The sequence below is a fragment of the Kitasatospora setae KM-6054 genome (assembly GCF_000269985.1).
Taxonomy (GTDB): Bacteria; Actinomycetota; Actinomycetes; order Streptomycetales; family Streptomycetaceae; genus Kitasatospora; species Kitasatospora setae.
The window spans coordinates 5,746,618-5,772,217 of sequence record NC_016109.1; the positions used below are offsets into that span (position 1 = coordinate 5,746,618).

Below are 25,600 nucleotides of genomic sequence, written 5' to 3' on the forward strand. Positions count from 1 at the left end.
AAACCATCCGCCGACGGCCCGGCCGGATACAGTCGCAGGCGGCGGGCGGCCCCGAGCGGCGGGCCGGCGGCCCGGGGCACGGGCTACGGCGAGGAGGACGGTCGGGTGCACCTCAAGAGCCTGACCCTGCGCGGGTTCAAGTCCTTCGCCTCGGCGACCACCCTGCGCTTCGAACCCGGCATCACCTGCGTGGTCGGCCCCAACGGCTCCGGCAAGTCCAACGTCGTCGACGCGCTCTCCTGGGTGATGGGCGAACAGGGCGCCAAGTCGCTGCGCGGCGGCAAGATGGAGGACGTCATCTTCGCCGGCACCAGCGGCCGCCCCCCGCTCGGCCGCGCCGAGGTCAGCCTCACCATCGACAACACCGACGGCGCGCTGCCCATCGACTACTCCGAAGTCACCATCACCCGGACGATGTTCCGCAACGGCGGCAGCGAGTACGCGCTCAACGGCACCGTCTGCCGACTGCTCGACATCCAGGAACTGCTCTCCGACTCCGGCATCGGCCGGGAGATGCACGTCATCGTCGGCCAGGGCCAGCTCGACTCCGTGCTGCACGCCGACCCGATGGGACGGCGCGCCTTCATCGAGGAGGCGGCCGGCGTCCTCAAGCACCGCAAGCGCAAGGAGAAGGCGCTGCGGAAACTCGACGCGATGCAGACCAACCTCAACCGGGTCCAGGACCTGGTCGCCGAACTGCGCCGCCAGCTCGGCCCGCTCGGCCGCCAGGCGAGGATCGCCCGCCGGGCCGCCGGGATCCAGGCCGAACTGCGCGACGCCCGGCTGCGGCTGCTCGCCGACGACCTGCTCACGCTGCGCCGCGCCGTCGAGGCCGAGGTCGCCGACGAACTCGCGCTGAAGCTCCGCCGCACCACCGTCGAACAGGAACTCGCCGCCGCCATCCAGCGCGAAGCCGTCCTGGAGGCCCAGGTCGAGCAGCTCGGGCCCGCCCTGGAGGCCGCCCGGCAGACCTGGTACCGGCTCTCCTCGCTCGCCGAGCGCACCCGCGGCACCATCGGCCTCGCCGAGGCCCGGATCCGCGCCGCCGCCACCGCGGGCCAGCTGGAGGAACGCCGCGGCCGCGACCCCGAGGACCTCGAACGCGAGGCCGCCCGGGTCCGCGAGGACGAGGCCGCCCTCGAGGAGGCCCTCGAACAGGCCCGGTACGCGCTGGCCGAGGCCACCGAGGAACGCGCCGACCTCGAACGCGCCCTCGCCGACGAGGAGACCCGGCTCAAGGCCGCCGCCCGCGCCATCGCCGACCGCCGCGAGGGCCTCGCCCGGCTCCAGGGCACCGCCGCCGCCGCCCGCACCCGGGCCGCCGCCGCCGAGGCCGAGACCGACCGGCTCGCCACCGCCCGCGACGAGGCGCTGCTGCGCGCCGAAGCCGCCCGCGCCGAACACCAGCACCTCAGCGAGCGGGGCGCCGAGTTCACCGCGGACGAGCAGGAGGCCGAGGAACGGCACGACCGCGCCCGCGCGGCCCACCGGGACGCCGAACGCGCCGCCTCGACCGCCCGCGACGCGCTCGCCGCCGCCGAACAGGAACGCGCCGCGCTCACCGCCCGGCACGACGCCCTCGCCCTCGGCCTGCGCCGCAAGGACGGCAGCGGCGCCCTGCTCGGCCGCCCCGGCGTCCTCGGCCCCGTCGCCGAACTCCTCACCGTCGCAACCGGGTTCGAACTCGCGGTGGCCGCCGCGCTCGGCGCCGCCGCCGAAGCCGTCGCCGTCACCGATCCGGCCGCCGCCGCCGACGCGCTCGACCGGCTGCGCGCCGAGGACGCCGGCCGCGCCGCGCTGCTGATCGCCGACGCGCCGGCCCGGCCCGTCCCGCCGACCCCGGCCACGAGCGCGGGCGCGCGGTGGGCCGGCGAACTGGTCGACGGCCCGCCCGGCCCGGCGGCCGCCGCCCGCCGACTGCTGGCCCGTACCGCCGTCGTCGAAGACCTCGACACCGCACGGGAGTTGATCGCCGCCGACCCCGACTGGCAGGCCGTCACCCGGGCCGGCGACCTGTTCTCCGCCGCCCTCGCCCAGGGCGGCTCGCCCGGCGCGCCCAGCCCGCTGGAGACCCGGGCCGCCGTCGCCGAGGCCGCCCGCGGCATCGAGGAACTCGCCGCCCGCTGCGAACGGCTGGCCGCCGAACTCGCCGCCGCCCGCGAGCTGCGCGCCGAACTCGCCGCCGAGACCGAGCGGCTGGCCGCCCTGCGGCGCCAGGGCGAACGGCGCCGGGCCGAACTCGCCGGCGCCCTCGGCCGCTCCGGCGGCGCCGCCCGGGCCGCCGCCGACGAGGCCGAACGCACCGCGGCCGCCGCGGCCGCCGCCGCCGACGCCCTCGCCGGGGCCCGCGCCGCCGCCGAGGAGTCCGCCGCCCGGCTGGCCGCCGCCGAGGAGATCGCCGACGGCGGCGAGGACGAACCCGACCCCGCCGAACGCGACCGGCTCGCCCTCGCCGCCTCCGCCGCCCGGCAGGCCGAGACGGAGGCCAGGCTCGCCGTCCGCACCCACGAGGAGCGGGTCCGCAACCTGGCCGGCCGGGCCGACCAGCTCGACCGCGCCGCCCGCGCCGAACGCGAGGCCCGCGCCCGCGCCGCCGAACGCCGCGACCGCGCCCGCCGCGAGGGCGCCACCGCCGGCGCCGTCGCCACCGGCGCCCGCCACCTGCTCGGCCGGATCGAGGAGACCCTCGCCGCCGCCGAGACCGAACGCGCCGCCGTCGAGGCCGACCGGGCCGTCCGGGAGGCCGAACTGCGGCAGTTCCGCGAGCACGGCCGCGCGCTCAAGGCCGAACTCGACCGGCTGGTCGACGCCGGCCACCGCGACGAGGTGCTGCGCGCCGAGAAGCGGATGCGGATCGAACAGCTGGAGTCCCGGGCGCTGGAGGAGTTCGGCATCGCCGCCGCCGAACTCCTGGCCGGCTACGGCCCCGACCAGCCCGTCCCGCCCCCGCCGCCCGCGGACGGCGCCGAGCCCGCCGCCGAGGACGCCGGGGACGGCGGGGACGGCGGGGACGCCGGGGACGGCGCCCGCCCGTACGTCCGGGCCGAGGTCGAGCGGCGGCTCAAGGCCGCCGAGCGCGCCCACCAGCAGCTCGGCAAGGTCAACCCGCTCGCGCTGGAGGAGTTCGCCGCGCTGGAGGCCAGGCACCGGTTCCTCGGCGAACAGCTCGACGACCTGCGCAAGAGCCGCCGCGACCTGATGGACATCGTCCGCGACGTCGACACCCGGGTCGAGCAGCTGTTCACCGCCGCCTACCACGACACCGCCGCCCAGTTCGAGGGCGTCTTCGCCCGGCTGTTCCCCGGCGGCGAGGGCCGGCTGCTGCTCACCGACCCGGAGAACATGCTCACCACCGGCGTGGAGGTCGAGGCCCGGCCGCCCGGCAAGAAGGTCAAGCGGCTCTCGCTGCTCTCCGGCGGCGAGCGCTCGCTCACCGCCGTCGCCCTGCTGGTGTCGATCTTCAAGGCCAGGCCCAGCCCGTTCTACGTCATGGACGAGGTCGAGGCCGCGCTCGACGAGACCAACCTGCGGCGGCTGGTCGGGATCATGGAGGAGCTGCGGGAGAGCTCCCAGCTGATCGTCATCACCCACCAGAAGCTCACCATGGAGTCCGCCGACGCCCTCTACGGCGTCACCATGAAGGGCGACGGCATCTCGCAGGTGATCAGCCAGCGGCTGCGGGTGCCCGGACAGGAGCGCGCGGACGGGCCGCACGGCGGGGCCCCGGACGGGCACAGGACGGCGCCGGAGCCCGCGCAACCGGGACCGGCCTAGGCGCTACGTGATACTGGACGGGTTATGGAATACGTGATCCTTGCCGTTGTCATTGCGGTGGTCGCCATCGGCGCGATCACCGGACTCGTCGTCTCCGGCAAACGACGCAGAGAACTGGACCAGCCGAGCCCGCGGCCGACCGTCACCGCGCCCGCCGAGCCGGAAGCGGCGAAGCCGGAGCAGGTGAAGGCCCCGCCCGCCGAGGCACAGGCACCCGAGGCCCCCGAGGCCCCCGAGACCGCCCAGCCCGAGACCGCCGAGCCCGGGACCGCCCAGCCCGAGGCCGCCGAGCCCGGGACCGCCGAGGAGGTGCGCGCCGAGGAGGCCGAGGCCGCGCCCGCGATCGAGGTGCCGGAGCCCACCGCCGGCCGCCTGGTGCGGCTGCGCTCCCGGCTCTCCCGCTCGCAGTCGACCCTCGGCAAGGGCCTGCTCACGCTGCTCTCCCGGGACCGCCTCGACGAGGACACCTGGGAGGAGATCGAGGAGACCCTGCTCACCGCGGACGTCGGCGTCGGCGCCACCCAGGAGCTGGTCGACAACCTGCGCACCCGGGTCAAGGTCCTCGGCACCCGCACCCCCGACGAGCTGCGCGGCCTGCTCCGGGAGGAGCTGGTCAAGCTGATCGGCACCGAGGCCGACCGCACCGTCCGCTCGGTCAAGCACGGGGACGGCCCGGCCGTGGTGCTGGTGGTCGGCGTCAACGGCGTCGGCAAGACCACCACCACCGGCAAGCTCGCCCGGGTCCTGGTCGCCGACGGCCGGAAGGTCGTGCTCGGCGCCGCCGACACCTTCCGCGCCGCCGCCGCCGACCAGCTGCAGACCTGGGGCGAGCGGGTCGGCGCGCACACCGTGCGCGGCCCCGAGGGCGGCGACCCCGCGTCCGTCGCCTTCGACGCCGTCAAGCAGGGCATCGCGGACGGCGTCGACACCGTCCTGGTCGACACCGCGGGCCGGCTGCACACCAAGACCGGCCTGATGGACGAGCTGGGCAAGGTCAAGCGGGTCGTCGAGAAGCACGGCCCGGTCGACGAGGTGCTGCTCGTGCTGGACGCCACCACCGGCCAGAACGGCCTGGTGCAGGCCCGGGTGTTCGCCGAGGTGGTCGACATCACCGGCATCGTGCTCACCAAGCTCGACGGCACCGCGAAGGGCGGCATCGTCATCTCGGTGCAGCGCGAACTGGGCGTCCCGGTCAAGCTGATCGGCCTCGGCGAGGGCGCGGACGACCTCGCGCCGTTCGAGCCGGGCGCGTTCGTGGACGCCCTGCTGGGCTGAGCCCCGGCGGTCGTCGCCCGCCGACGAGGTCCGTTCGAGGAGGGAGTCGCCCTCCTGGGACGGACCTCGCGCCGTTCCCGGGACGCCCGCGGGGCCTCAGCTGGCGAACTCGGTCTCGCGGTCCCGGGTGCGGTGGCAGGCGTACGCCAGCGTGCCGAGCAGCAGGCGGGCCTCCGGCGGGGCGGTGTCGGCGGCCGGGCGGCGCAGCCAGCGCATCGGGCCGAGCGGGCCGAGCGGGGTCGGCGGGGCGGCCAGGTAGGAGCCGAGGCCGTGGCAGGCGAGGTCGAGCGAGGCGTCGTCCCAGCCCATCCGGTAGAGCAGGTCGGGCAGCCGCTCGGCGGTGCCGGGGGCGACGAAGAGCAGCAGCCGGCCGGCCGGGGAGGCCAGCACCGGGCCGACCTGGGTGCCCATCCGCTCCAGCCGGACCAGCGCCTGCAGGCCGGGCTGGGCCGGCACGTCCAGCACGTCGAACTGGTGGCCGGTGGGCAGCAGCAGCGGGGCGCCCTCCGGACATCGGGCGGCCAGCTCGGCGGCGGTGGCGCCGGGGGCGATCACCGGGCCGACCCGCAGGTGCAGGTTGGGCGCGGCGCACCGCGCGGCGCCGCAGTCGCAGGCGGTGCCCGGGCGCGCGGTCGGGCTGCCGACGGCCAGCGTCCAGCCCCAGCGGCCGGAGTACTCGGCGGCGGTCTGCAGCGCGGTGGGCCGGGTGCGGCGGCGGGCGCCGAGGGGGGTGAGCCGCAGGGTGCCGAAGAGCTTGTCCATGCCACCCCCAACCGGTTCCGGTCGCCGCTGGTTACGGGAAGGTGACGGTGCGTCGCCCCGCGGACGCGTGGTGCGTGGCGCGCTGGAGGCGCGCGCGGACCGGCGCGCGCCGATCCGGGTCGCGCGGGCCAGCAGGCGCCTTGCACCGGCGCTTCGGATGCCGGATCGTCGTTGCCGCACGCGTGCCTCCGTCGGGTGCCGTCTGGTCCGGGCATGTGCCGCGGTCATGCCGAGCTGACTTCCAGTGAAGCGCGGCCGGGCGTCCGGTAGTTCACTCTTGGGGGTGGCGAAAGGTGGCGTTTCTCCGACGTTGCTCCCCCGGATGGCGGAGGGGCGCTACGTTCGGCATGCGCAATACGGAACGCAGCCGACCGGTCACGCGGGCGGCGATGGAAACGGGTCAGGGCGAAGCGGGGCCCCGGGTTCGGGGCGGGATGGGGACGGTCCCATGGGTGAGAAGCAGCCGAACGAGAAGCTGGGCTCGTGGTTCGCGCGCAGCGGCTGGTCGAAGGGCGAGCTGGCACGCCAAGTGAACCGCAGGGCGCGGCAGATCGGCGCGCACCACGTCTCCACGGACACCTCGCGGGTGCGTCGCTGGCTGGACGGCGAGCAGCCGCGCGAGCCGATCCCGAAGATCATGTCGGAGCTGTTCTCCGAGCGCTTCGGCTCGGTCGTCTCGGTCGAGGACCTCGGCCTGCGCGCGGTGGTCCAGGTGACCACCGCCGGCAGCGGGGTGGACCTGCCCTGGAGCCCGCAGCAGACCGTCCAGGCGATCAGCGAGTACTCGCGCAGCGACCTGATGCTCAACCGCCGGGGCTTCCTCGGCACTTCGCTGGCGCTGACGGCCGGCGCGGCGCTGATCGAGCCGATGCAGCGCTGGCTGACGCCCGGCCCGAACGGCGCGCCCACCCCGATCCTGGCCGCGGCCAGCGGCGGCGACCACTTCTCCGGTCGGCTCTCCGAGCCGGAGATGCAGCTGCTGGAGCAGACCACCGAGATGTTCCGGAAGTGGGACGCGCAGAACGGCGGCGGCCTGCGCCGCAAGGCGGTGGTCGGCCAACTCCACGAGGTCACCGACCTGTTGCAGGAGAGCTACCCCGAGGCGACCACCAAGCGGCTGTTCCGGATCACCGCCGAACTCGCCCACCTGGCGGGCTTCATGTCGTACGACGTGGGCATGCACCCGAGCGCCCAGAAGTACTACGTGCTGGCGCTGCACGCGGCCAAGGAGGCCGGCGACCGCCCGTTCGGCGCGCACGTGCTGACCGACATGAGCCGCCAGATGATCCACCTCAACCGCGGCGAGGACGCGCTGGAGCTGATCCACCTCGCCCAGTACGGCAGCCGGGACACCGCCACCGCCCGCCAGCAGTCGCTGCTGTACGCGATGGAGGCGCGGGCGTACTCCACCATCGGCGAGGTCAACCGCTGCGCCCGCGCGGTGCGGCTCTCCGAGGACACCTTCAGCGACATCCGGGAGACCAACGAGGAGACGCCGAACTGGCTCCGGTTCTTCTCGTACGCCGAGCTGTGCGCGGAGAACGGGCACTCCTACCGGGACCTCGCCTACACCTCGGACCGCGGCGTGGCGATGGCCAAGGCCGCCGAGCCGCTGATCACCGAGGCGGTCGACCTGTTCCGGGAGGACGGCGACCACGTCCGCACCTACGCGTTCAACCTGGTCGGGATGGGCTCGGTGCGGCTGCTGCAGAACGAGCCGGAGGACGCGGCGAAGTACTGCGAGGAGGCGGTCGACATCGCCAAGAAGGTGCGTTCCGAGCGGCTGAACACCCGGGTCCGGAAGACCTCCGAGGCCGCCAGTCGGGACTTCCGCGGCGCGCCCGGGGTGGACCGGCTGGCCGACCGCGTGGTGCAGGACATCCCGGAGTTCGTCTCGGTGGTCTGACCCCAGCGCGCCCCCTCCGCCGCCCGTCGCCGCGGCCGTCCGCTCCCCCCCGTACGGACGGCCGCGGCAGTATGGCACGGGCTGTCCAGTACGCGTCACCAGCCGTGGTTCACGCGCCCGTAACGGGCCCGTCGCCCGCGTCACTGCGGCGAAACACCTGGCCGCATCGGCGGAAACCCGCCTTCGGCACTCTCCTCTCATCGCCGACACGCCGGGACGGCACGGGACAGGTATCCCGGCGTGGTGCGGCTCTCATTTCGGAGGAGACGCCGATGCCGGACGGCTTCAGCGCGGGCGATACCGCCTTTGTGTTCATCTGTGCGGCCCTGGTCATGTTGATGACCCCGGGCCTGGCCTTCTTCTACGGAGGCATGGTCAGGGTCAAGAGCACCCTCAACATGCTGGTGATGAGCTTCATCTCACTGGCCATCGTCACGGTGCTCTGGGTCCTGTACGGCTACACGCTGGCCTTCGGGCCGGACGCCGGGGCGGGCCTGATCGGCAACCTCGACTACCTGGGCATGCGCGGCATCGACCTGAACGCGCTGACCGGGACGATCCCGGTGACCGGCTTCGCGGCCTTCCAGCTGATGTTCGCGATCATCACCCCGGCGCTGATCAGCGGCGCCATCGCGGACCGGGCGAAGTTCGCCGCCTGGAGCCTGTTCGTGGCGCTCTGGGTGACCATCGTGTACTTCCCGGTCGCGCACTGGGTGTTCTTCTTCGACGGCGGCAACGGCGGCTGGCTCGGCGACCGCAACGGCGTGATCGACTTCGCCGGCGGCACCGCGGTGCACATCAACGCCGGCGCGGCGGGCCTGGCCCTGGCGCTGGTGCTGGGCAAGCGGATCGGCTTCAAGAAGGACCCGATGCGCCCGCACAGCCTGCCGCTGGTGATGCTCGGCTCCGGCCTGCTGTGGTTCGGCTGGTTCGGCTTCAACGCGGGCTCGGCGCTGGCCGCCAACGGCGTCGCGGGCATGGCCTTCGTCAACACCCAGGTCGCCACCGCCGCCGCCGTCCTCGGCTGGCTGGCGTACGAGAAGATCCGGCACGGCGCGTTCACCACCCTCGGCGCCGCCTCCGGCGCGGTGGCCGGCCTGGTCGCGATCACCCCGGCCTGCGGCTCGGTCTCCCCGCTCGGCTCGATCGCGATCGGCCTGATCGCCGGCGCGCTGTGCGCCGCGGCGATCAGCCTGAAGTACCGGTTCGGCTTCGACGACTCGCTCGACGTGGTCGGCGTCCACCTGGTCGGCGGCGTCGTCGGCTCGCTGCTGATCGGCCTCTTCGCCACCGGCCACGTCGGCCAGACCGCGTCCGGCCTGTTCTACGGCGGCGGCCTGGAGCAGCTCGGCAAGCAGGCGCTCGGCGTGGTCGTCGTCCTGGTCTACTCGTTCGTGCTCTCCTGGCTGCTGGGCCAGGCGATCCAGAAGACCATCGGGTTCCGGGTCGCCGAGGACGTCGAGGTCTCCGGCATCGACCAGGCCGAGCACGCCGAGTCCGCCTACGACTTCACCGCCGTCGGCGCCAGCCTGGCCCGCACCCAGGCCGCTCCGGTGGCCGTCCCCGCCGAGAAGACCGAGGTCGACGCCCGATGAAGCTGATCACCGCCGTCATCAAGCCGCACCGGCTGGACGAGGTCAAGGACGCCCTGCAGGCCTTCGGGGTGCACGGCCTGACCGTCACCGAGGCCAGCGGGTACGGCCGGCAGCGCGGCCACACCGAGGTCTACCGGGGCGCCGAGTACACCGTCGACCTGGTCCCCAAGGTCCGGATCGAGATACTGGTCGACGACGAGGACGCCGAGCAGCTGATCGACGTGGTCGTCAAGGCGGCCCGCACCGGCAAGATCGGCGACGGCAAGGTCTGGTCCGTCCCGGTCGAGACCGCCGTCCGGGTCCGCACCGGCGAGCGCGGACCCGACGCCCTCTGATCACCAGCGCTGAGAACCACCGCTGAAAACCCTCCTGGCGGACCTGCCCACGCGGCAGGTCCGCCGAAGGCGTATCCGGCACCAGCACGCACGGGAGCAGACGTGAGCAGCACCGACCCCGCCGAGTACGGCTACCCGGCCGAACGCGCCCGCCTGCTGGCCGACCCCGCCGCGGCCGGCCCGCGGCGGCGCGCCGCGCTGGCCCGGCTCACCGACGACTGGCTGGCCGGCCTCTACCGGACGGCCGGCGCCCCCGCCCGCACCGCCCTGGTCGCCGTCGGCGGCTACGGCCGCGGCGAGCTCTCCCCGCGCAGCGACCTGGACGTGCTGCTGCTGCACGAGGGGCCGCTCGCCGCCGACCTGGCCGAACGCGTCTGGTACCCGGTCTGGGACAGCGGCGTCGCCCTCGACCACGCCGTCCGCACCCCCGCCGAGGCCCGCAAGGTCGCCGCCGAGGACCTCAAGGCCCAGCTCGGCCTGCTCGACGCCCGCCACCTGGCCGGCGACCCGCAGCTCACCGCCGAGCTGCGCTCCGCCGTGCTGGCCGACTGGCGGGCCGCCGCCCCCGAGCGGCTGCCCGAGCTGCGCGAACTCGGCCGGGCCCGGGCCGAGCGGCACGGCGAGCTGTCCTTCCTGCTCGAACCCGACCTCAAGGAGGCCCGCGGCGGCCTGCGCGACCTGGTCGCGCTGAACGCCGTCGCCGCCACCTGGCTCGCCGACGCCCCCCGGGACGGCCTGGACGCCGCCGCCCGCACCCTCGCCGACGTCCGCGACGCGCTGCACCTGGCCACCGGCCGGGCCACCGAGCGGCTCTCGCTGCAGGACCAGGACCAGGTCGCCGAACGGCTCGGCGTGCTCGACGCCGACACCCTGCTGCGGCAGGTCTACCAGGCCGCCCGCACCGTCGCGTACGCCTCCGACGTCACCTGGCGCACCGTCGACCGGGTGCTGGCCGAGCGGCGCCGGGCCGCGCCCCGCCGCGCCGTCCGGTTCGGCTTCCCGTTCAACGGCGCCCGGCGCGCCCCGGCGGGCCCGGCCGCGCCGGAGCGCCGCCCGCTCGCCGAGGGCGTGGTCGAGCAGGACGGCGAGGCGGTGCTCGCCCAGGCCGCCCGGCCGGCCGCCGACCCGGTGCTGCCGCTGCGGGCCGCCGCCGCGGCCGCCCAGGCCGGGCTGGCCGTCGGCTACGCCACCGTCCGCCGGCTGGCCGCCGAGGCCGCCCCGCTGCCGGTGCCCTGGCCGGACGAGGCCCGCGAGCAGCTGGTCACCCTGCTCGGCGCGGGCGAGGCGTGCCTGCCGGTCTGGGAGGCGCTGGAGGCCGAGGGCCTGATCAGCCGGATGCTGCCGGACTGGGAGCGGGTCCGCTGTCGGCCGCAGCGCAACGCCGTGCACCGCTGGACCGTCGACCGGCACCTGATCGAGACCGCCGTCCGGGCCGCCGCGATGACCCGCCGCACCGCCCGCCCCGACCTGCTGCTGGTCGCCGCCCTGCTGCACGACCTCGGCAAGGGCTGGCCCGGCGACCACTCCGAGGCCGGCGAGGTGATCGTCCGCGACGTGGCCGTCCGGATGGGCTTCGGCAAGCGCGACACCGACACCCTCGCGCTGCTGGTGCGCCACCACCTGACGCTGGTCGACACCGCCACCCGGCGCGACCCCGACGACCCCGCCACCGCCGACCTGATCGCCAAGACCGTCGGCACCCAGGCCCACCTGGAACTGCTGCACGCCCTCACCGAGGCCGACGCCACCGCCACCGGCCCGGCCGCCTGGTCGAGCTGGCGGGCCTCGCTGGTCGCCACCCTGGTCGAGCGCACCGCCGCCCGGCTGGCCGGCGACACCCGGCCGCCCGCCGCCGACCCCGAGGTCACCGCCGACCAGGAGCGGCTCGCCGTCGAGGCCGCCCGCACCGGCGGGCCCGCGCTCGCCCTGACCGCCCACGCCGAACCGGCGGCGGACGGCGGCGAGCCGATGGGCGTCGAACTGACCCTGGCCATCCCGGACCGCCCCGGCCTGCTCGGCACCGTGGCCGGCGTGCTCGCCGTGCACCGGCTCGCCGTCCGCAAGGCCGGGCTGCGCGAGCTCGACCCGGTCGGCGCCGGGCCGGTCCTGCTGCTGTCCTGGACGGTCGCCGCCGAGTACGGCGACCTGCCCGAGGCGGCCCGGCTCCGCGCCGACCTGCGCCGCGCCCTGGACGGCTCGCTCGACGTCACCCGCAGGCTCGCCGAGCGCGACGCCGCCGCGCCCCGCCGGCGCGGCATCAGCACCCCGCCGCCGGTGGTCACCGTCGCCCCGCACGACGCCTCGCGCTCCGCCACCGTGCTGGAGGTCCGGGCGCACGACGCGCCCGGCCTGCTGCACCGGATCGGCCGGGCCCTGGACGCCGCCGGCGTCCGGGTCCGCACCGCGCACGTCTCCACCCTCGGGGCGGAGGCCGTCGACGCGTTCTACCTCACCTCGCCGGACGGCCGGCCGCTGGCGGCGGACCGCGCCGAGCAGGTCGCGCGGGCCGTCCGGGAGGCCCTGGAGGAGCGCTGACCCGCTGTTCGCGCAGGGGCGCGGACCGCCCGCCGGGGGTACGGCTACCCTTGGGGGCGACGACAGTACCCGTACTCGATGCCGCAAGGGACCCGCGACCGACGTGTTCGACACTCTCTCCGACCGCCTCGCAGCGACGTTCAAGAACCTCCGGGGCAAGGGCCGTCTCAGCGAGGCGGACATCGACGCCACCGCGCGCGAGATCCGGATCGCCCTGCTGGAGGCGGACGTCGCGCTCCCCGTGGTCCGCGCCTTCATCAAGCAGGTCAAGGACCGGGCCCTGGGCTCCGAGGTCTCCGGCGCGCTGAACCCGGCCCAGCAGATCATCAAGATCGTCAACGAGGAGCTGATCAGCATCCTCGGCGGCGAGACCCGCCGCCTGCGGTTCGCCAAGACCGGCCCGACCGTGATCATGCTGGCCGGCCTCCAGGGCGCCGGCAAGACCACGCTGGCCGGAAAGCTCGGCCACTGGCTGAAGAGCCAGAAGCACACCCCGCTGCTGGTCGCCTGCGACCTCCAGCGCCCCAACGCCGTCACCCAGCTCGGCGTGGTCGCCGAGCGGGCCGGCGTCGCCTTCTACGGCCCGCAGCCCGGCAACGGCGTCGGCGACCCGGTGCAGGTCGCCCGCGACTCGATCGAGTACGCCAAGCAGAAGCAGTACGACGTCGTCATCGTCGACACCGCCGGCCGCCTCGGCATCGACGCCGAACTGATGCGGCAGGCCGCCGACATCCGGGCCGCGATCGACCCGGACGAGGTCCTGTTCGTGGTCGACGCCATGGTCGGCCAGGACGCGGTCACCACCGCCCAGGCCTTCCTGGAGGGCGTCGACTTCACCGGCGTCGTGCTCTCCAAGCTCGACGGCGACGCGCGCGGCGGTGCCGCGCTCTCGGTCGCGCACGTCACCGGCCGCCAGATCATGTTCGCCTCCAACGGCGAGAAGGTCGACGACTTCGACGCCTTCCACCCCGACCGGATGGCCTCGCGCATCCTCGGCATGGGCGACGTCCTCTCGCTGATCGAGAAGGCCGAGCAGACCTTCTCGCAGGCCGAGGCCGAGAAGATGGCCGCCAAGCTCCAGGGCGGCGGCAAGGACTTCACGCTCGACGACTTCCTGTCGCAGCTGGAGCAGGTCCAGAAGATGGGCTCGATCTCCAAGCTGCTCGGCATGCTCCCCGGCATGGGCCAGATCCGCGACCAGATCAACAACCTGGACGACAAGGACGTCAACCGGGTCGGCGCGATCATCAAGTCGATGACCCCGGCCGAGCGCTCCGACCCGAAGCTGATCAACGGCTCGCGCCGGCTGCGCATCGCCAAGGGCTCCGGCGTCCAGGTCGGCGAGGTCTCCGGCCTGGTCGAGCGGTTCTTCGAGGCCCGCAAGATGATGTCCGCGATGGCCTCCGGCAAGGGCATCCCCGGCATGCCCGGCATCCCCGGGATGGGCGGCGGCGCCAAGCGCTCCGGCAAGAAGGCCCCGGTCGCCAAGGGCAAGCGCAAGAGCGGCAACCCGCTCAAGCGCGCCCAGGAGGAGGCCGCCGCCGCCGAGCGCAAGGCCCTCGGCCCCGGCCAGGGCACCGCGCCGGGCGGCGCGTTCGGCCTCCAGCCCGGCAAGGGCCCGGCCGACTTCGACCTCCCCAAGGAGTTCAAGGACCTGCTGTAGGTCCTCCGCCCCGGCAACCCCGACGGGGGTGCCGGGCCCGGGACGGCGGAACAGCGACGGCGGGACAGGCGCGTGCGGACGGTTCGCATGCCCCTGTTCCGCCGTCCCGTTGCGCCATGATGTCCCGTATGCGCGTGACGATCCGATCCCCCCGCCCCGATGACGTCGTCCCCTACGCCGAGGCGGTGCGGCGCTCCGCCGCGCACATCGGGAGGTGGAACCCGGTCGAGCCGGACGGCATGCCGGACCTGCTCAGCCGACAGGGCACCGGGCTGCGCACCTTCCTGATCGTCGACACCGAGACCGGCGGCCTGGTCGGCAAGTGCAACGTGGCGAACATCGTGATGGCCCGCTTCTGCAACGGCGTGATCGGCTACGACTCGTACCAGCCGTTCGCCGGGACCGGACGGATGACCGAGGGCATGCGGCTGGTCGTCGAACGCTGCTTCACCCCCGCCGACCGGGGCGGCCTGGGACTGCACCGGCTGGAGATCAACGTGCAGCCGGACAACGAGCGGTCGATCGCGCTGGCCCGCCGGCTGGGCTTCCGGCACGAGGGCTTCACGCCGCGGATGCTGTTCCTGCAGGACGCCTGGCGCGACCACGAGCGGTTCGCGCTGACCGCGGAGGAGTGGCCGACCCCGGTGCGCTGACCCGGCGGGGCCGCGCGGCCGCGCGGCGTTGCGCACCGCCCGGCGTCCGGGATGTCCGTATCGTCCGATGGGTGAGCAACCCCGTGCCGCCGCGCCAGACCCCCGACCAGCCCTGGCGGTCCGAGGGGGCCCCGCCCCCGCCGCCGCCGAAGAAGAAGATGCCGGGCGGCTGGACGGGCCTGATCCTCACCGCCCTGGTGGTGTTCCTGCTGTCCGACATCCTGCTGAGCTTCTTCGGCAACGGCGGCTCGACCACGATCTCGTACACCGAGTTCAACAAGCAGCTGAACAGCGGGAACATCACCAAGATCTACGCCAAGGGCGACGCCATCGAGGGCACGCTCAAGAACAAGCAGCCCAAGCCGGACGACGGCAAGGGCGACTACACCGACTTCACCACCCAGCGCCCGGCGTTCGCCACCGACAACCTCTGGGGCATCCTGCAGTCGCAGAACGTCGAGGTGACCGCCCGCCCGGTGGTGCAGCAGCGCAGCTTCCTGGCGAACCTGCTGATCTCGCTGGCCCCGATGCTGCTGCTGATCGGCGTCTGGGTGCTGATCGCCCGCCGGATGTCCGGCGGGATCGGCGGCGGCGCGCTCGGCCGCAAGGCCCCGCCGAAGCCGGTGGACACCAGCCAGGGCAAGCGCACCACCTTCAAGGACGTGGCCGGCATCGACGAGGTGCGCGACGAGCTCAGCGAGGTGGTCGACTTCCTGAAGAACCCGCAGGCCTACCGGAAGCTCGGCGCCAAGATGCCGCGCGGCGTCCTGCTCTCCGGCCCGCCCGGCACCGGCAAGACCCTGCTGGCCCGCGCCGTCGCCGGCGAGGCCGACGTGCCGTTCTTCTCCGCCTCCGCCTCCGAGTTCATCGAGATGATCGTCGGCGTCGGCGCCAGCCGGGTCCGCGAACTGTTCTCCGAGGCCCGCAAGGTCGCCCCCGCCATCGTGTTCATCGACGAGATCGACACCATCGGCCGGCAGCGCGGCGGCGGGGGCGGCATGGGCGGCCACGACGAGCGCGAGCAGACCCTCAACCAGATCCTCACCGAGATGGACGGGTTCTCCGGCTCCGAGGGCGTCATCGTGATCGCCGCGACCAACCGGGCCGAGATCCTCGACCCGGCGCTGCTCCGCCCCGGCCGCTTCGACCGCCGGATCACCGTCAGCCCGCCCGACCGGACCGGCCGCGAGCAGATCCTGCGGATCCACACCCGCGAGGTGCCGCTCGCCGAGGGCACCGACCTGGACACCGTCGCCCGCACCACGCCCGGCATGACCGGCGCCGACCTGGCCAACCTGGTCAACGAGGCCGCGCTGATCGCGGTCAAGCGCAAGCAGGACGCCGTCGACCAGGAGAACCTCTCCGAGGCGCTGGAGAAGGTCCAGCTCGGCGCCGTCCGCCCGCTGGTGATGCCCCAGCAGGAACGCGAACGGACCGCCTTCCACGAGTCCGGACACGCCCTGCTCGGCATGCTGCAGCCCGGCGCCGACCCGGTCCGCAAGATCACCATCGTGCCGCGCGGCCGCGCCCTCGGCGTCACCCTCTCCACCCCCGACACCGACCGCTACTCCTACACCGAGCCCTACCTGCGCGGCCGGATCATCGGCGCGCTCGGCGGCATGGCCGCCGAACAGGTCGTCTACGGGGTCGTCACCACCGGCGCCGAGAGCGACCTCGAACAGCTCACCACCATCGCCCGCTCGATGGCCGGCCGCTGGGGCATGAGCGACCGGGTCGGCCGGGTCACCGCCATCCCCAACGACAGCCAGTCCCCGTACGGCCTGGCCGCCGCCCCCACCACGCTGGACGCGGTCGACGAGGAGGCCCGGCGGATCGTCGCCGAATGCTGGGAGGAGGCCGTCGCCCTGCTGCACCGGCACCGCGACCGGCTCGACGCGCTGGCCGCCGCGCTGCTGGAGGCCGAGACCCTGGACGAGGAGGCGGCGTACGCCGCGGCCGGGCTCAGCCGGTCCTGAGCTTCCGCCCGGGGTCGGTTCCGAGGCCGGTTCCGGTTCCGGGGCCGATCGGGGCGGGGCCGGGGTGGGGGCGAGTGGGGGCGGGTGGGGGCCGGGGCCGGGCGGGGCCGGTCGTCAGGTGCGGGGGCGGGTGCCCGCCGCCCAGCGGAACTCGTTGACCATCCGCACCGAACCGTCCGGCCGCAGGTACGGGCGCAGCGCCTCCGCCAGCTCGGCGGCCACCGGCGCGTCGCCCGCGGCCTCCTCGGCCGGGTCGAACAGGCCGGTGGACAGCAGGCCGCGGACCGCCGAGTCCAGGCCCGCGTAGGCGAACGGGCAGCTCACCCGGCCGCTCTCGGACGGGCGCACCCCCGCCGAGGCCAGCAGCGCGCCCAGCACGCCCGGGCCGGCCGCCGCGAACGGGTCCGGCGCGGCGAGCGGGGCGTGCCGGCGGGCGACCTCCAGCACGGCGGCGCTCTCGCAGCGCTCCGCCGGACCCCAGGAGGCCACCACCAACTGCCCGCCCGGCAGGGTGCGCTCCGCCGACCAGGCGATCAGCGCGGGCGTCGGCGGCCGCTCGAAAACCGTCACCAGGGAGTGCGCCGGGCGGGGGACGGGGTGCGCCGAACGGGCGAGGGCCCCCGCGCCCCCGCCGGGCGCCACCTGCAGTCCGCGGGCCGCCGCGAGCTCCCGCAGCCCGCCGTCCGGCTCCACCCCCGCGACCTGCGCGCCGCGCCCCTCGGCGAGCAGCAGCGCCAGCCCCGACCGGCAGCCCACGCCCAGCAGGCTGGTCGCCGCGCCGACGTCGAGCCGGCGGTAAACGTCCTGGTAGAGGGGGACGAGCATGCGCTCCTGGATCTCCGCCCAGTCCCGCGCCCGACCGCTCCGCCCCGCCGGCGGGCCCGTCCGGACCCGGTCCACGGTGCTGCCGGTCACCTGCGCTGAAGCCATCGCGGCCTCCCAATCGGTCCTCGGAATCGGCTGCGGCACCCGCAGCCCGGCCCCCCGGCCCCTCTCCCAGCGAACAGCGGGCCGCCCCGGCCGTCCAGAGGGGTGCGAGCAGGTATCCGTGCGCCGCGGGTGTGCGCCCCGGGGTGTGCGCGGGCGCGGTGCGGTCCGACCGGTCGGCCGTTCCGGGTTTGCGGGCGGCGGCTCCGGGTCCGCGGGGCGGGGGAGCGGGCGGCGGCGGCGGGGGCGGCGGTCAGCGGGCGGGGCGGGGGAGCGGGCGGCGGTGGTGAGCGGGCGGGGTGAGCCGGATTCACGGTCCGGGCCCGGTTTTCCGTACCATTCGGCCCATGGCTAAGGCACCCGTTCTCACCCCCCAGGCGGAAGACTTCCCCCGCTGGTACCAGGACCTCATCAACAAGGCCGAGCTGGCCGACAACGGTCCGGTGCGCGGCACCATGGTCATCCGACCGTACGGCTACGGCCTGTGGGAGCGGATGCAGCAGGAGATGGACGCGCGGATCAAGAAGGCGGGCGCCCAGAACGCCTACTTCCCGATGTTCATCCCGCAGTCCTACCTGACCAAGGAGGCCGAGCACGTCGAGGGCTTCGCCCCCGAGCTCGCGGTGGTCACCCACGGCGGCGGCAAGGAGCTGGAGGAGCCGGTCGTCGTCCGGCCCACCTCCGAGACGATCATCAACGAGTACTTCTCCAAGTGGGTGCAGAGCCACCGCGACCTGCCGCTGCTGATCAACCAGTGGGCCAACGTGGTCCGCTGGGAGCTGCGCCCGCGCGTCTTCCTGCGCACCACCGAGTTCCTCTGGCAGGAGGGCCACACCGCCCACGCCACCTACGAGGACGCCCGCGCGTACGCCTCGCGGATCCACACCGACGTCTACGGCGACTTCATGACCAACGTGCTGGGCATCGACGTGGTGCTCGGCCGGAAGACCGCCAAGGAGCGCTTCGCCGGCGCGATCAACACCCTCACCCTGGAAGGGATGATGGGCGACGGCAAGGCGCTGCAGATGGGCACCAGCCACGAGCTGGGCCAGAACTTCGCCAAGGCCTTCAACACCACCTACCAGCTGCAGGGCGCCGAGCGCGAGCACGTCTGGCAGACCTCCTGGGGCGTCTCCACCCGCATGGTCGGCGGCCTGATCATGTCGCACGGCGACGACAACGGCCTGCGGGTGCCGCCGCGGCTGGCCGCCGTGCAGGCCGTGGTGCTCGCGATCAAGGGCGAGGACGCGGTGCTGGCGAAGGTCCGCGAGATCGGCGCCCAGCTGGAGGCGGCGGGCGTGCGGGTGGTCGTCGACGACCGCACCGACACCCCGTTCGGCCGCCGCGCCGTCGACTGGGAGCTCAAGGGCGTCCCGCTGCGCATCGAGGTCGGCCCGCGCGACCTGGAGGCCGGTACCGCGATGCTGGTCCGCCGGATCGCCGGCGGCAAGGAGCCGGTCTCGGTCGACTCCCTGGCCGCGATCGTCCCCGGCATCCTGGAGGAGGACCAGGCGCAGCTGCTGCGCGAGTCCCGCGAGCGCCGCGAGGCCCGCACCGTGGACGTCAAGACCCTCGACGAGGCCGCCGAGGCCGCGACCACCGGCTGGGGCCGGATCTCCTGGGCCGACCTCGGCCCCGAGGGCGAGGCCAAGCTGGCCGAGCAGGGCGTGTCGGTGCGCTGCCTGATCGCCGAGGACGGCTCGGTGCCGGCCGCCGACGACCAGCCCGGCAACCTCGCGCTGGTCGCCCGCGCGTACTGAGCCCGGCGCGGCGCGGTGCGGGGTCGTGATCCCGCACCGCGCTCCGGCGTCATCGGCCCGGCGCCTCGGTACGGCTCGGCGCCTCGGCGTCTCGGTTCGGTGCGGCGGCAGCCCCGGGCCGAGGTCGGGAGAGCGGCCGGAGTATTCCGGAAACCCGGGGCGGATGCTGGCAGTTGAGACTACTGACCAGTCAACTCCCCGAGGTACCCCGCAAGCGGTACGGTATACGGCCCGTGGCCCTGTCAATTTTTCAGGCAGGTCGCGGGCCGTCCGTCGCGGGGATGTTGGGCTCCGCGGCGGGTGCCGAGAGCCCGGCGAAACCCGCCGGCTCCATACGTGCAGGGGGTTGGTCTTGCGTCAGTCCGGAGCCGCGCAATTCGCGCGCGGAAGTGCGTTCCTGAGAGTCCGCTGGGAATTCCCGAACACGGGTGCCCGGCGGAACATCGGCTCTCTCCTCATCGTTGGTACAGCGTGAGCACGACACAGCCCCTCGTCCTCGCGGCCGAACTGGCCGCCGCCTGGAGCGACATCCAGGCCCACCACCGGGACCTGCCCGACCTGGCGTCGCCCGAGGCGCTGATCGGCGAGTCCTCCTCGGCCTGCGGCACCCAGCTCAACTTCGAGCGGCTGCTGCACGAGGCCGCCCACGGCCTGGCCGCCGCCCGGGAGATCCGCGACACCTCGCGGGCCGGCCGCTACCACAACCGCCGCTTCCTGCTGCTCGCCTCCGAGCTGGGCCTGGCCCACCCGGTCGAGCCGCACGCCAGCAGCGGCTTCTCCCAGGTCACGATGGGGCACGAGACCCGCGACCGCTACGCCGAGACCATCGAGCGGCTCGACCGCGCGCTCGGGGCGCACCAGCTGGCCGTCGCCGGCGAGGGCAACCACCGCGCCTTCCGCGGCCCGGCCGCGCGGCACGGCTCCTCGGGCGGCGGCGTCCGGGTCAAGGCGGTCTGCGGCTGCGGCCGCAACGTCCGCGTGGTCCCGTCCGTGCTGGCCCAGGCCGCGATCGTCTGCGGCGCCTGCCAGCAGCCGTTCAAGATCGCCTGATCCGCCGGGGCCGTCCGAACCGTCCGGAGGGGTCCGGGTGGGAGGGACGCGGCTCCCGGACGGACGGGGGTCGGGCGGACGCGGTTCCGAGTGATGTCCGAGCGGGGTGCGGGCGGGGTGCCCGCCTCCCGGTCGGCCGTGGGGCTCGGAAGCGCCGCCGACCGACCGGCCGATCGGTTCGATGACGTCCTTCGATGACGTCCGAGGTCCCCACGGACCGCGCGGGGGCGCGGTGCGGGGGGACCTTCGCGTTGTGGCAGAATGGATGGCTGAGTACTCGCTTGCCCATCAGGACCCTCTCTCCCAAAGGCTGGCGTGTCCCTTGAACGGCACCTCGCGCCGCAGCCCCACGCGGCGGAGCGCTGCTCACCCACGTCAACACAGGAGAATCCACACCCGTGGCTGTCAAGATCAAGCTGAAGCGTCTGGGCAAGATCCGCTCCCCGCACTACCGCATCGTCGTCGCCGACTCGCGCACCAAGCGTGACGGCCGCGCGATCGAGGAGATCGGCATCTACCAGCCGACCTACAACCCCTCGAAGATCGAGGTCGACGGCGAGCGCGCCCAGTACTGGCTGTCCGTCGGCGCCCAGCCGACCGAGCCGGTCCTCGCCATCCTGAAGCTCACCGGCGACTGGCAGAAGTTCAAGGGCCTGCCGGCTCCGGAGCCGCTGAAGGTGGCCGAGCCCAAGGTCGAGGACTTCTCGCACCTGTTCGCCAAGGCCGTCGCCGGCTTCGAGGACGCCACCACCGGTGTCGCCATCACCCCGAAGGCCAAGAAGTCGGACAAGGCTGACGAGGCCGAGGCCGCTTCCACCGAGGCCTGAGCGTGATCGAGGAAGCCCTCGACCACCTGGTGAAGGGCATCGTCGAGCACCCCGACGAGGTGCAGGTCCGCTCGCGCAACCTGCGTCGCGGCCACACCATCGAGGTGCGAGTGCACCCTGACGACCTCGGCAAGGTGATCGGCCGGGGCGGCCGCACGGCTCGCGCGCTGCGCACCGTGGTCGGCGCCCTGGGCGGCCGCAACGTCCGGGTCGACCTGGTCGACGTGGACAGCCTCCGCTGACCCCACGCTCGACCGCCGAGGGCGCCGACCGCCAGGTCGGCCACCGGGCTTCAGGACCGGCCGGGACGCATCCGTCCCGGCCGGTCCTTCCCGTTTCCGGGCGCCGCCGGCCGTTTTTCGCGGCCGTGGGTTCCCCGCGGTCCCCTGCTGTTCCCGCAGTCTTCGCTGTCCCTCGCTGTTCCCCGCTGTTCCCGCGAGCACCCGCCTCCGCGCGTGCCTCGCACGTACGCACCTTCCAGCGCCATCACCTCTCAGGAGAACGATCACCGTGCAGCTCGTCGTCGGCAAGATCGGCCGCGCCCACGGCATCCGGGGGGACGTCAGCGTCGAGGTCCGCACCGACGAGCCGGAGCTGCGGCTCGGGCCCGGCGCGGTCCTCCTCACCGACCCCGCCGCCATCGGACCGCTGACCATCGAGTCCGGCCGGGTGCACAGCGGCCGCCTGCTGCTGCGCTTCGCCGGCGTCAAGGACCGCACCGCCGCCGAGGCCCTGCGCGGCACCATGCTGATCGCCGAGATCGACCCGGAAGAGACTCCGGACGACCCGGACGAGTACTACGACCACCAACTCATCGGCCTGGACGTGGTGCTGGCCGACGGCACGCCGGTCGGCGAGCTCACCGAGGTGATCCACCTCCCGTACCAGGACCTGCTCACCGTCCAGCGCCCGGACGGCACCGAGGTGCTCGTCCCGTTCGTCGAGCAGATCGTCCCCGTCATCGACCTGGACGAGCAGCGCGTCGTCCTCACCCCGCCGCCCGGCCTGATCGACCCCGTCGACGCGGTCGTCGCCTCCGCCCGCGAGGACGCGGGGGCCGACGCGGGGGCTGGTGCTGGTGCGGATGCCGGCGCGAGCGCGGAACCGGACCTGGACGGGGACGTGAAGGGCGGCGACGCGTGAGCGACATGCGGATCGACGTCGTCACGATCTTCCCCGAGTACCTGGAGCCGCTGAACGTCTCGCTGGTCGGCAAGGCGCGGGCCCGCGGGCAGCTGGACGTGCACCTGCACGACCTGCGGTCGTGGACCACCGACATCCACCGGACCGTGGACGACACGCCCTACGGCGGCGGCCCCGGCATGGTGATGAAGCCCGAGCCGTGGGGCGCCGCGCTGGACGCCGTCCTGGCCGCCGGGCCCGAGGGCGAGGTGCCGACACTGGTGATGCCCACTCCCAGCGGTCGGCCCTTCACCCAGGACCTCGCCCAGGACCTCGCCGCCCGCCCCTGGCTGGCCTTCGCGCCCGCGCGCTACGAGGGCATCGACCGGCGGGTCATCGAGGAGGCCGCGACCCGGATGCCGGTGGTCGAGGCATCGATCGGCGACTACGTGCTGGCCGGCGGCGAGGTCGCCGTACTGGTGATGGTCGAAGCGATCGCCCGGCTGCTGCCCGGCGTGTTGGGCAACGCGGAGTCGCACCGCGACGACTCCTTCGCGCCCGGCGCGATGGCCGACCTGCTGGAGGGCCCGGTGTACACCAAGCCCGCCGAGTGGCGCGGTCGGGAGGTGCCGGAGATCCTGCTCAGCGGCCACCACGGGAAGATCGCCCAGTGGCGCCGCGAGCAGGCCTTCGCCCGCACCCTCGCCAACCGGCCCGACCTGGTGGCCCGCTGGCAGCGTGAGGCGTTCACCAAGAAGGAGCGGGAGGCGCTCAGCGTCCTCGGCCTGGCCTGGGACGAGACCGCCGGCCGATTTCGGTCCGTGGCCGAGCCTGTGGAACAATAGGCGACTGTTGTCTGTCGCCGGGCTCCCTTCGCGGGGGTCAGTGGACCGGTGCCCCCGCCACGGGGGGATCACCGCCAGCCGAAGCGGCCCGCAGCACCCCATCAGTTGACACGAATATCCGTGGGCGGCCCGTGGCGCCCGCGATGGAGAGCAACGATGAGCAACAAGCTCGCTGCTGTCGACGCGGCCTCGCTGCGTACCGACATCCCCGCCTTCCGCCCCGGCGACACCCTCAAGGTGCACGTCCGAGTCATCGAAGGCAGCCGCTCGCGCGTCCAGGTCTTCCAGGGCGTCGTCATCCGTCGCCACGGCGCCGGCATCGGTGAGACCTTCACCGTCCGCAAGGTCAGCTTCAACGTCGGCGTCGAGCGCACCTTCCCGGTGCACACCCCGGTCGTCGAGAAGATCGAGGTCGTGACCCGCGGTGCCGTTCGCCGCGCCAAGCTGTACTACCTGCGTGACCTGCGCGGCAAGGCCGCGAAGATCAAGGAGAAGCGCGACGCGTGATCGCGCACGCTCAACGGGGGTCGGCCCTCCAACCGGGGTAGACCGGGGGGATAAGCTCACCCCCGATGAGCACGCACGAGCCACCGACGGACCGCGACGGCAGTCCCGCATCCACGGGTGCGGACAGGCCGTCGCGGTCCGCCGCCGTTTCCGCCCCCGGAACGCCTTCCGGCGTCGGTACCGGCACCACCACGGCCCCCGGGCCCGGACCCGGCCCTGACCCGGAGCCCCGAGGCGGCGCGGGCTCCGGCGCCGACTCCAGCAGCGCCTCCGGCACCGACGACAGCGGTTCCGAGGGCGATGCCGACGCCGACGGCGATGCCGACGGAGGCGGGCGGCGGTGGTCGCGGGACCTGCTGTGGATCGCCGCGATCTGCGTGACCGCGCTGCTGCTGGTGAACGCCTTCGTGGCGCGGCCGTTCGCGGTGCCGTCCGGCTCGATGGAGGGGACGCTGCAGCCGGGTGACCGGGTGCTGGTCAACCAGCTCGCGTACGCCTTCGGCGGGCACCCCCAGCGGGGCGACGTGGTGGTCTTCGACGGCATCGGCTCCTTCCTGCCGTACCAGGACGAACCGTCCGGCGTGAAGCGGCTGTTGGTCGGCGCGGGCCTGGCTCCGGCCGGCGACACGGTGTACGTGAAGCGGGTGATCGGCGTCGGGGGTGACCGGATCACCTGTTGCGGCACCGACGGCAGGCTCCGGATCAACGGGGTGCCGCTGGACGAGAGCGCGTACCTGCTCCCCGGTGACGCGCCGTCGGCGGTGCCGTTCGACATCGTGGTCCCCGACGGCAAGTTGTGGATGATGGGCGACCACCGCAGCGCCTCCCGCGACTCCCGTGACCACCTCGGCGAGCCCGGTGGCGGCGCCGTGCCCGAGGACAAGGTGATCGGCCGCGCCGACTGGGTGATGTTCCCCCTCGGCCGCGCGACCTCCCTCGACCGACCGGCGGCGTTCGCCGCGATTGAGGGGACCGGTGGCCATGGGGAGCAGAGGTAGACCCAGGACCGCCGCTGACGGCCCGTCCGGCTCCACCGACCCCGGCCGGGGCAGCCGCACCGGTGCCGCGCCCGGCACCGACTCCGGCCCCGAGGCGGAGGTCGAGTCCGTGTACCTGGCGGAGGCCGGTGCGGACGACTTCGGCGGTGACGGCGCGGAGGGTGGTGACGGCGACGGGGACGCTCCGGGCGAGCGTCCGCTCAGGGGCCGTGCCGAGCGGCGCCGGGCCGCCAAGCGCGCCGCGCGCCGCCGCAGGCGCTCCCTCCTGCGCGAGCTGCCGGTGATCATGGTCGTGGCCCTGGTCATCGCACTGGTGATGAAGACCTTCCTGATCCAGGTGTTCGTGATCCCCTCCGGTTCGATGGAACAGACCCTGCAGGTCGGTGACCGGGTCGTGGTGGACAAGCTCACCCCGTGGTTCGGCTCCGAGCCGCAGCGCGGCCAGGTGGTGGTCTTCAAGGACCCGGGCGGCTGGCTGGAGAACGACCACAAGCCGTCCGCGGACGGACCCGTGCTGCGGAACGTGAAGGCGCTCTTCTCCGCGGTGGGCCTGCTCCCCTCCGACGACGAACGGGACCTGATCAAGCGGGTGATCGGCGTCGGCGGCGACACCGTCGAGTGCTGCGACCAGCAGGGCCGGGTGAGCGTGAACGGCACCCCGCTGAACGAGCCGTACGTCTCGCCCGGCAACGCGCCCTCCCGGATCACCTTCAAGGTGACGGTGCCCCAGGGCCGGCTCTGGGTGATGGGCGACCACCGCGACCTGTCCGCCGACTCCCGCTACCACATGGGCAATCCGGGGTCCGGGAGCATCCCGGTGGAGAACGTGGTCGGGCGCGCCTTCGTGGTCGCCTGGCCGCTCTCCCACTTCGGTCAACTGGATGTCCCCGATTCACTCTCCTCACTACCGGGGCGGGTGACAGGATCAGAGCCCATCGGGCCGGTTCCTGCGGAACCCCCACTCGTTATGGGTGTGTTGGGCGTCCTTCCGCTCCTGACCCGGTACCGCGCGACGCACCGGAGGGGCGGGCCGGTGGCCGACTGACGCCCCGGTCGGCGCGTGGGAGCACGGGCACGTCGACCAGGAGTG

Annotated in this window: 20 protein-coding genes; 18 read left to right on the forward strand and 2 right to left on the reverse strand. The window is 74.1% G+C overall.

The annotated features are described in order from the left end of the window. The first annotated feature begins 105 nt into the window (after positions 1–105). Entirely contained in the window at positions 106–3,774 is a 3,669-nt protein-coding gene (gene smc, locus KSE_RS25560; protein WP_014138251.1) for a chromosome segregation protein SMC, read from the forward strand. Between the two features lie 24 nt (positions 3,775–3,798). Further along, positions 3,799–5,049, forward strand: coding sequence for a signal recognition particle-docking protein FtsY (ftsY, locus tag KSE_RS25565; protein WP_014138252.1), 1,251 nt, complete (start codon positions 3,799–3,801; stop codon positions 5,047–5,049). Between the two features lie 96 nt (positions 5,050–5,145). Here the strand turns inward: ftsY and KSE_RS25570 are convergent, their stop codons facing one another. Further along, a complete protein-coding gene (locus tag KSE_RS25570) occupies positions 5,146–5,811 on the reverse strand; it encodes a bifunctional DNA primase/polymerase (RefSeq protein WP_014138253.1) in 666 nt (221 codons plus the stop codon). 448 nt (positions 5,812–6,259) lie between these two features. Between KSE_RS25570 and nsdA the strand changes: the two genes are divergently transcribed. The 7 genes from nsdA to ftsH all read left to right on the forward strand — a co-directional run bounded on the left by nsdA (position 6,260) and on the right by ftsH (position 16,474). Then, positions 6,260–7,717, forward strand: a complete 1,458-nt coding sequence (nsdA, locus tag KSE_RS25575) for a transcriptional repressor NsdA (protein WP_014138254.1) — start codon at positions 6,260–6,262, stop codon at positions 7,715–7,717. Positions 7,718–7,989: 272 nt separating this feature from the next. After that, positions 7,990–9,312 carry an ammonium transporter gene (locus KSE_RS25580; protein WP_014138255.1) on the forward strand — a complete coding sequence of 441 codons (1,323 nt, stop codon included), beginning with the start codon at positions 7,990–7,992 and terminating at the stop codon, positions 9,310–9,312. After that, complete coding sequence (locus tag KSE_RS25585; RefSeq protein ID WP_014138256.1) at positions 9,309–9,647, forward strand: P-II family nitrogen regulator; 339 nt, start codon at positions 9,309–9,311, stop codon at positions 9,645–9,647. Before KSE_RS25580 ends, KSE_RS25585 begins: the two co-directional genes overlap by 4 nt. A gap of 102 nt (positions 9,648–9,749) precedes the next feature. Then, complete coding sequence (locus KSE_RS25590; RefSeq protein WP_014138257.1) at positions 9,750–12,182, forward strand: [protein-PII] uridylyltransferase; 2,433 nt, start codon at positions 9,750–9,752, stop codon at positions 12,180–12,182. A gap of 103 nt (positions 12,183–12,285) precedes the next feature. After that, positions 12,286–13,845, forward strand: coding sequence for a signal recognition particle protein (gene ffh / locus KSE_RS25595; RefSeq protein ID WP_014138258.1), 1,560 nt, complete (start codon positions 12,286–12,288; stop codon positions 13,843–13,845). Between the two features lie 128 nt (positions 13,846–13,973). Next, positions 13,974–14,498 carry a GNAT family N-acetyltransferase gene (locus KSE_RS25600; protein ID WP_106437726.1) on the forward strand — a complete coding sequence of 175 codons (525 nt, stop codon included), beginning with the start codon at positions 13,974–13,976 and terminating at the stop codon, positions 14,496–14,498. 71 nt (positions 14,499–14,569) lie between these two features. Continuing rightward, a complete protein-coding gene (ftsH, locus tag KSE_RS25605) occupies positions 14,570–16,474 on the forward strand; it encodes an ATP-dependent zinc metalloprotease FtsH (RefSeq protein WP_033259293.1) in 1,905 nt (634 codons plus the stop codon). 114 nt (positions 16,475–16,588) lie between these two features. Here the strand turns inward: ftsH and KSE_RS25610 are convergent, their stop codons facing one another. Continuing rightward, entirely contained in the window at positions 16,589–17,404 is an 816-nt protein-coding gene (locus KSE_RS25610; RefSeq protein WP_014138261.1) for a class I SAM-dependent methyltransferase, read from the reverse strand. A gap of 344 nt (positions 17,405–17,748) precedes the next feature. On the opposite strand from KSE_RS25610, the gene proS reads away from it, so the two are divergent. From proS to lepB (KSE_RS25655), 9 genes are all read left to right on the forward strand, one after another. Further along, on the forward strand, positions 17,749–19,161 hold the full coding sequence (gene proS, locus KSE_RS25615) for a proline--tRNA ligase (protein WP_014138262.1): 1,413 nt from the start codon (positions 17,749–17,751) through the stop codon (positions 19,159–19,161). Positions 19,162–19,632: 471 nt separating this feature from the next. Next, entirely contained in the window at positions 19,633–20,211 is a 579-nt protein-coding gene (locus KSE_RS25620; RefSeq protein WP_014138263.1) for a hypothetical protein, read from the forward strand. Between the two features lie 398 nt (positions 20,212–20,609). Further along, the gene (gene rpsP / locus KSE_RS25625; RefSeq protein WP_014138264.1) at positions 20,610–21,038 is read left to right on the forward strand and encodes a 30S ribosomal protein S16; all 429 of its coding nucleotides are present in this window, start codon (positions 20,610–20,612) and stop codon (positions 21,036–21,038) included. Positions 21,039–21,040: 2 nt separating this feature from the next. Continuing rightward, positions 21,041–21,280, forward strand: coding sequence for an RNA-binding protein (locus tag KSE_RS25630; RefSeq protein WP_014138265.1), 240 nt, complete (start codon positions 21,041–21,043; stop codon positions 21,278–21,280). Between the two features lie 268 nt (positions 21,281–21,548). After that, positions 21,549–22,181, forward strand: a complete 633-nt coding sequence (rimM, locus tag KSE_RS25635; protein WP_014138266.1) for a ribosome maturation factor RimM — start codon at positions 21,549–21,551, stop codon at positions 22,179–22,181. Positions 22,182–22,186: 5 nt separating this feature from the next. Continuing rightward, entirely contained in the window at positions 22,187–23,005 is an 819-nt protein-coding gene (gene trmD / locus KSE_RS25640) for a tRNA (guanosine(37)-N1)-methyltransferase TrmD (protein WP_033258660.1), read from the forward strand. Between the two features lie 156 nt (positions 23,006–23,161). After that, on the forward strand, positions 23,162–23,512 hold the full coding sequence (gene rplS / locus KSE_RS25645; protein ID WP_014138268.1) for a 50S ribosomal protein L19: 351 nt from the start codon (positions 23,162–23,164) through the stop codon (positions 23,510–23,512). Between the two features lie 65 nt (positions 23,513–23,577). After that, positions 23,578–24,510 carry a signal peptidase I gene (gene lepB, locus KSE_RS40325; RefSeq protein ID WP_014138269.1) on the forward strand — a complete coding sequence of 311 codons (933 nt, stop codon included), beginning with the start codon at positions 23,578–23,580 and terminating at the stop codon, positions 24,508–24,510. After that, positions 24,494–25,555 (forward strand): signal peptidase I, encoded by a 1,062-nt coding sequence (gene lepB / locus KSE_RS25655; protein ID WP_014138270.1) that lies wholly within the window; start codon positions 24,494–24,496, stop codon positions 25,553–25,555. The genes lepB (KSE_RS40325) and lepB (KSE_RS25655) overlap by 17 nt, the downstream gene beginning before the upstream one ends. Positions 25,556–25,600: the final 45 nt, after the last annotated feature.

What these genes read in the sequence shown, in the direction of transcription:
- KSE_RS25610 (WP_014138261.1), bottom strand. Translation starts at nt 17,404, where the DNA reads ATGGCTTCAGCGCAGGTGACCGGCAGCACCGTGGACCGGGTCCGGACG.
- KSE_RS25600 (WP_106437726.1), top strand. Translation starts at nt 13,974, where the DNA reads ATGCGCGTGACGATCCGATCCCCCCGCCCCGATGACGTCGTCCCCTAC.
- rplS (WP_014138268.1), top strand. Translation starts at nt 23,162, where the DNA reads ATGAGCAACAAGCTCGCTGCTGTCGACGCGGCCTCGCTGCGTACCGAC.
- nsdA (WP_014138254.1), top strand. Translation starts at nt 6,260, where the DNA reads ATGGGTGAGAAGCAGCCGAACGAGAAGCTGGGCTCGTGGTTCGCGCGC.
- KSE_RS25585 (WP_014138256.1), top strand. Translation starts at nt 9,309, where the DNA reads ATGAAGCTGATCACCGCCGTCATCAAGCCGCACCGGCTGGACGAGGTC.
- trmD (WP_033258660.1), top strand. Translation starts at nt 22,187, where the DNA reads ATGCGGATCGACGTCGTCACGATCTTCCCCGAGTACCTGGAGCCGCTG.
- KSE_RS25570 (WP_014138253.1), bottom strand. Translation starts at nt 5,811, where the DNA reads ATGGACAAGCTCTTCGGCACCCTGCGGCTCACCCCCCTCGGCGCCCGC.
- proS (WP_014138262.1), top strand. Translation starts at nt 17,749, where the DNA reads ATGGCTAAGGCACCCGTTCTCACCCCCCAGGCGGAAGACTTCCCCCGC.
- lepB (WP_014138270.1), top strand. Translation starts at nt 24,494, where the DNA reads ATGGGGAGCAGAGGTAGACCCAGGACCGCCGCTGACGGCCCGTCCGGC.
- lepB (WP_014138269.1), top strand. Translation starts at nt 23,578, where the DNA reads ATGAGCACGCACGAGCCACCGACGGACCGCGACGGCAGTCCCGCATCC.
- ftsY (WP_014138252.1), top strand. Translation starts at nt 3,799, where the DNA reads ATGGAATACGTGATCCTTGCCGTTGTCATTGCGGTGGTCGCCATCGGC.
- KSE_RS25580 (WP_014138255.1), top strand. Translation starts at nt 7,990, where the DNA reads ATGCCGGACGGCTTCAGCGCGGGCGATACCGCCTTTGTGTTCATCTGT.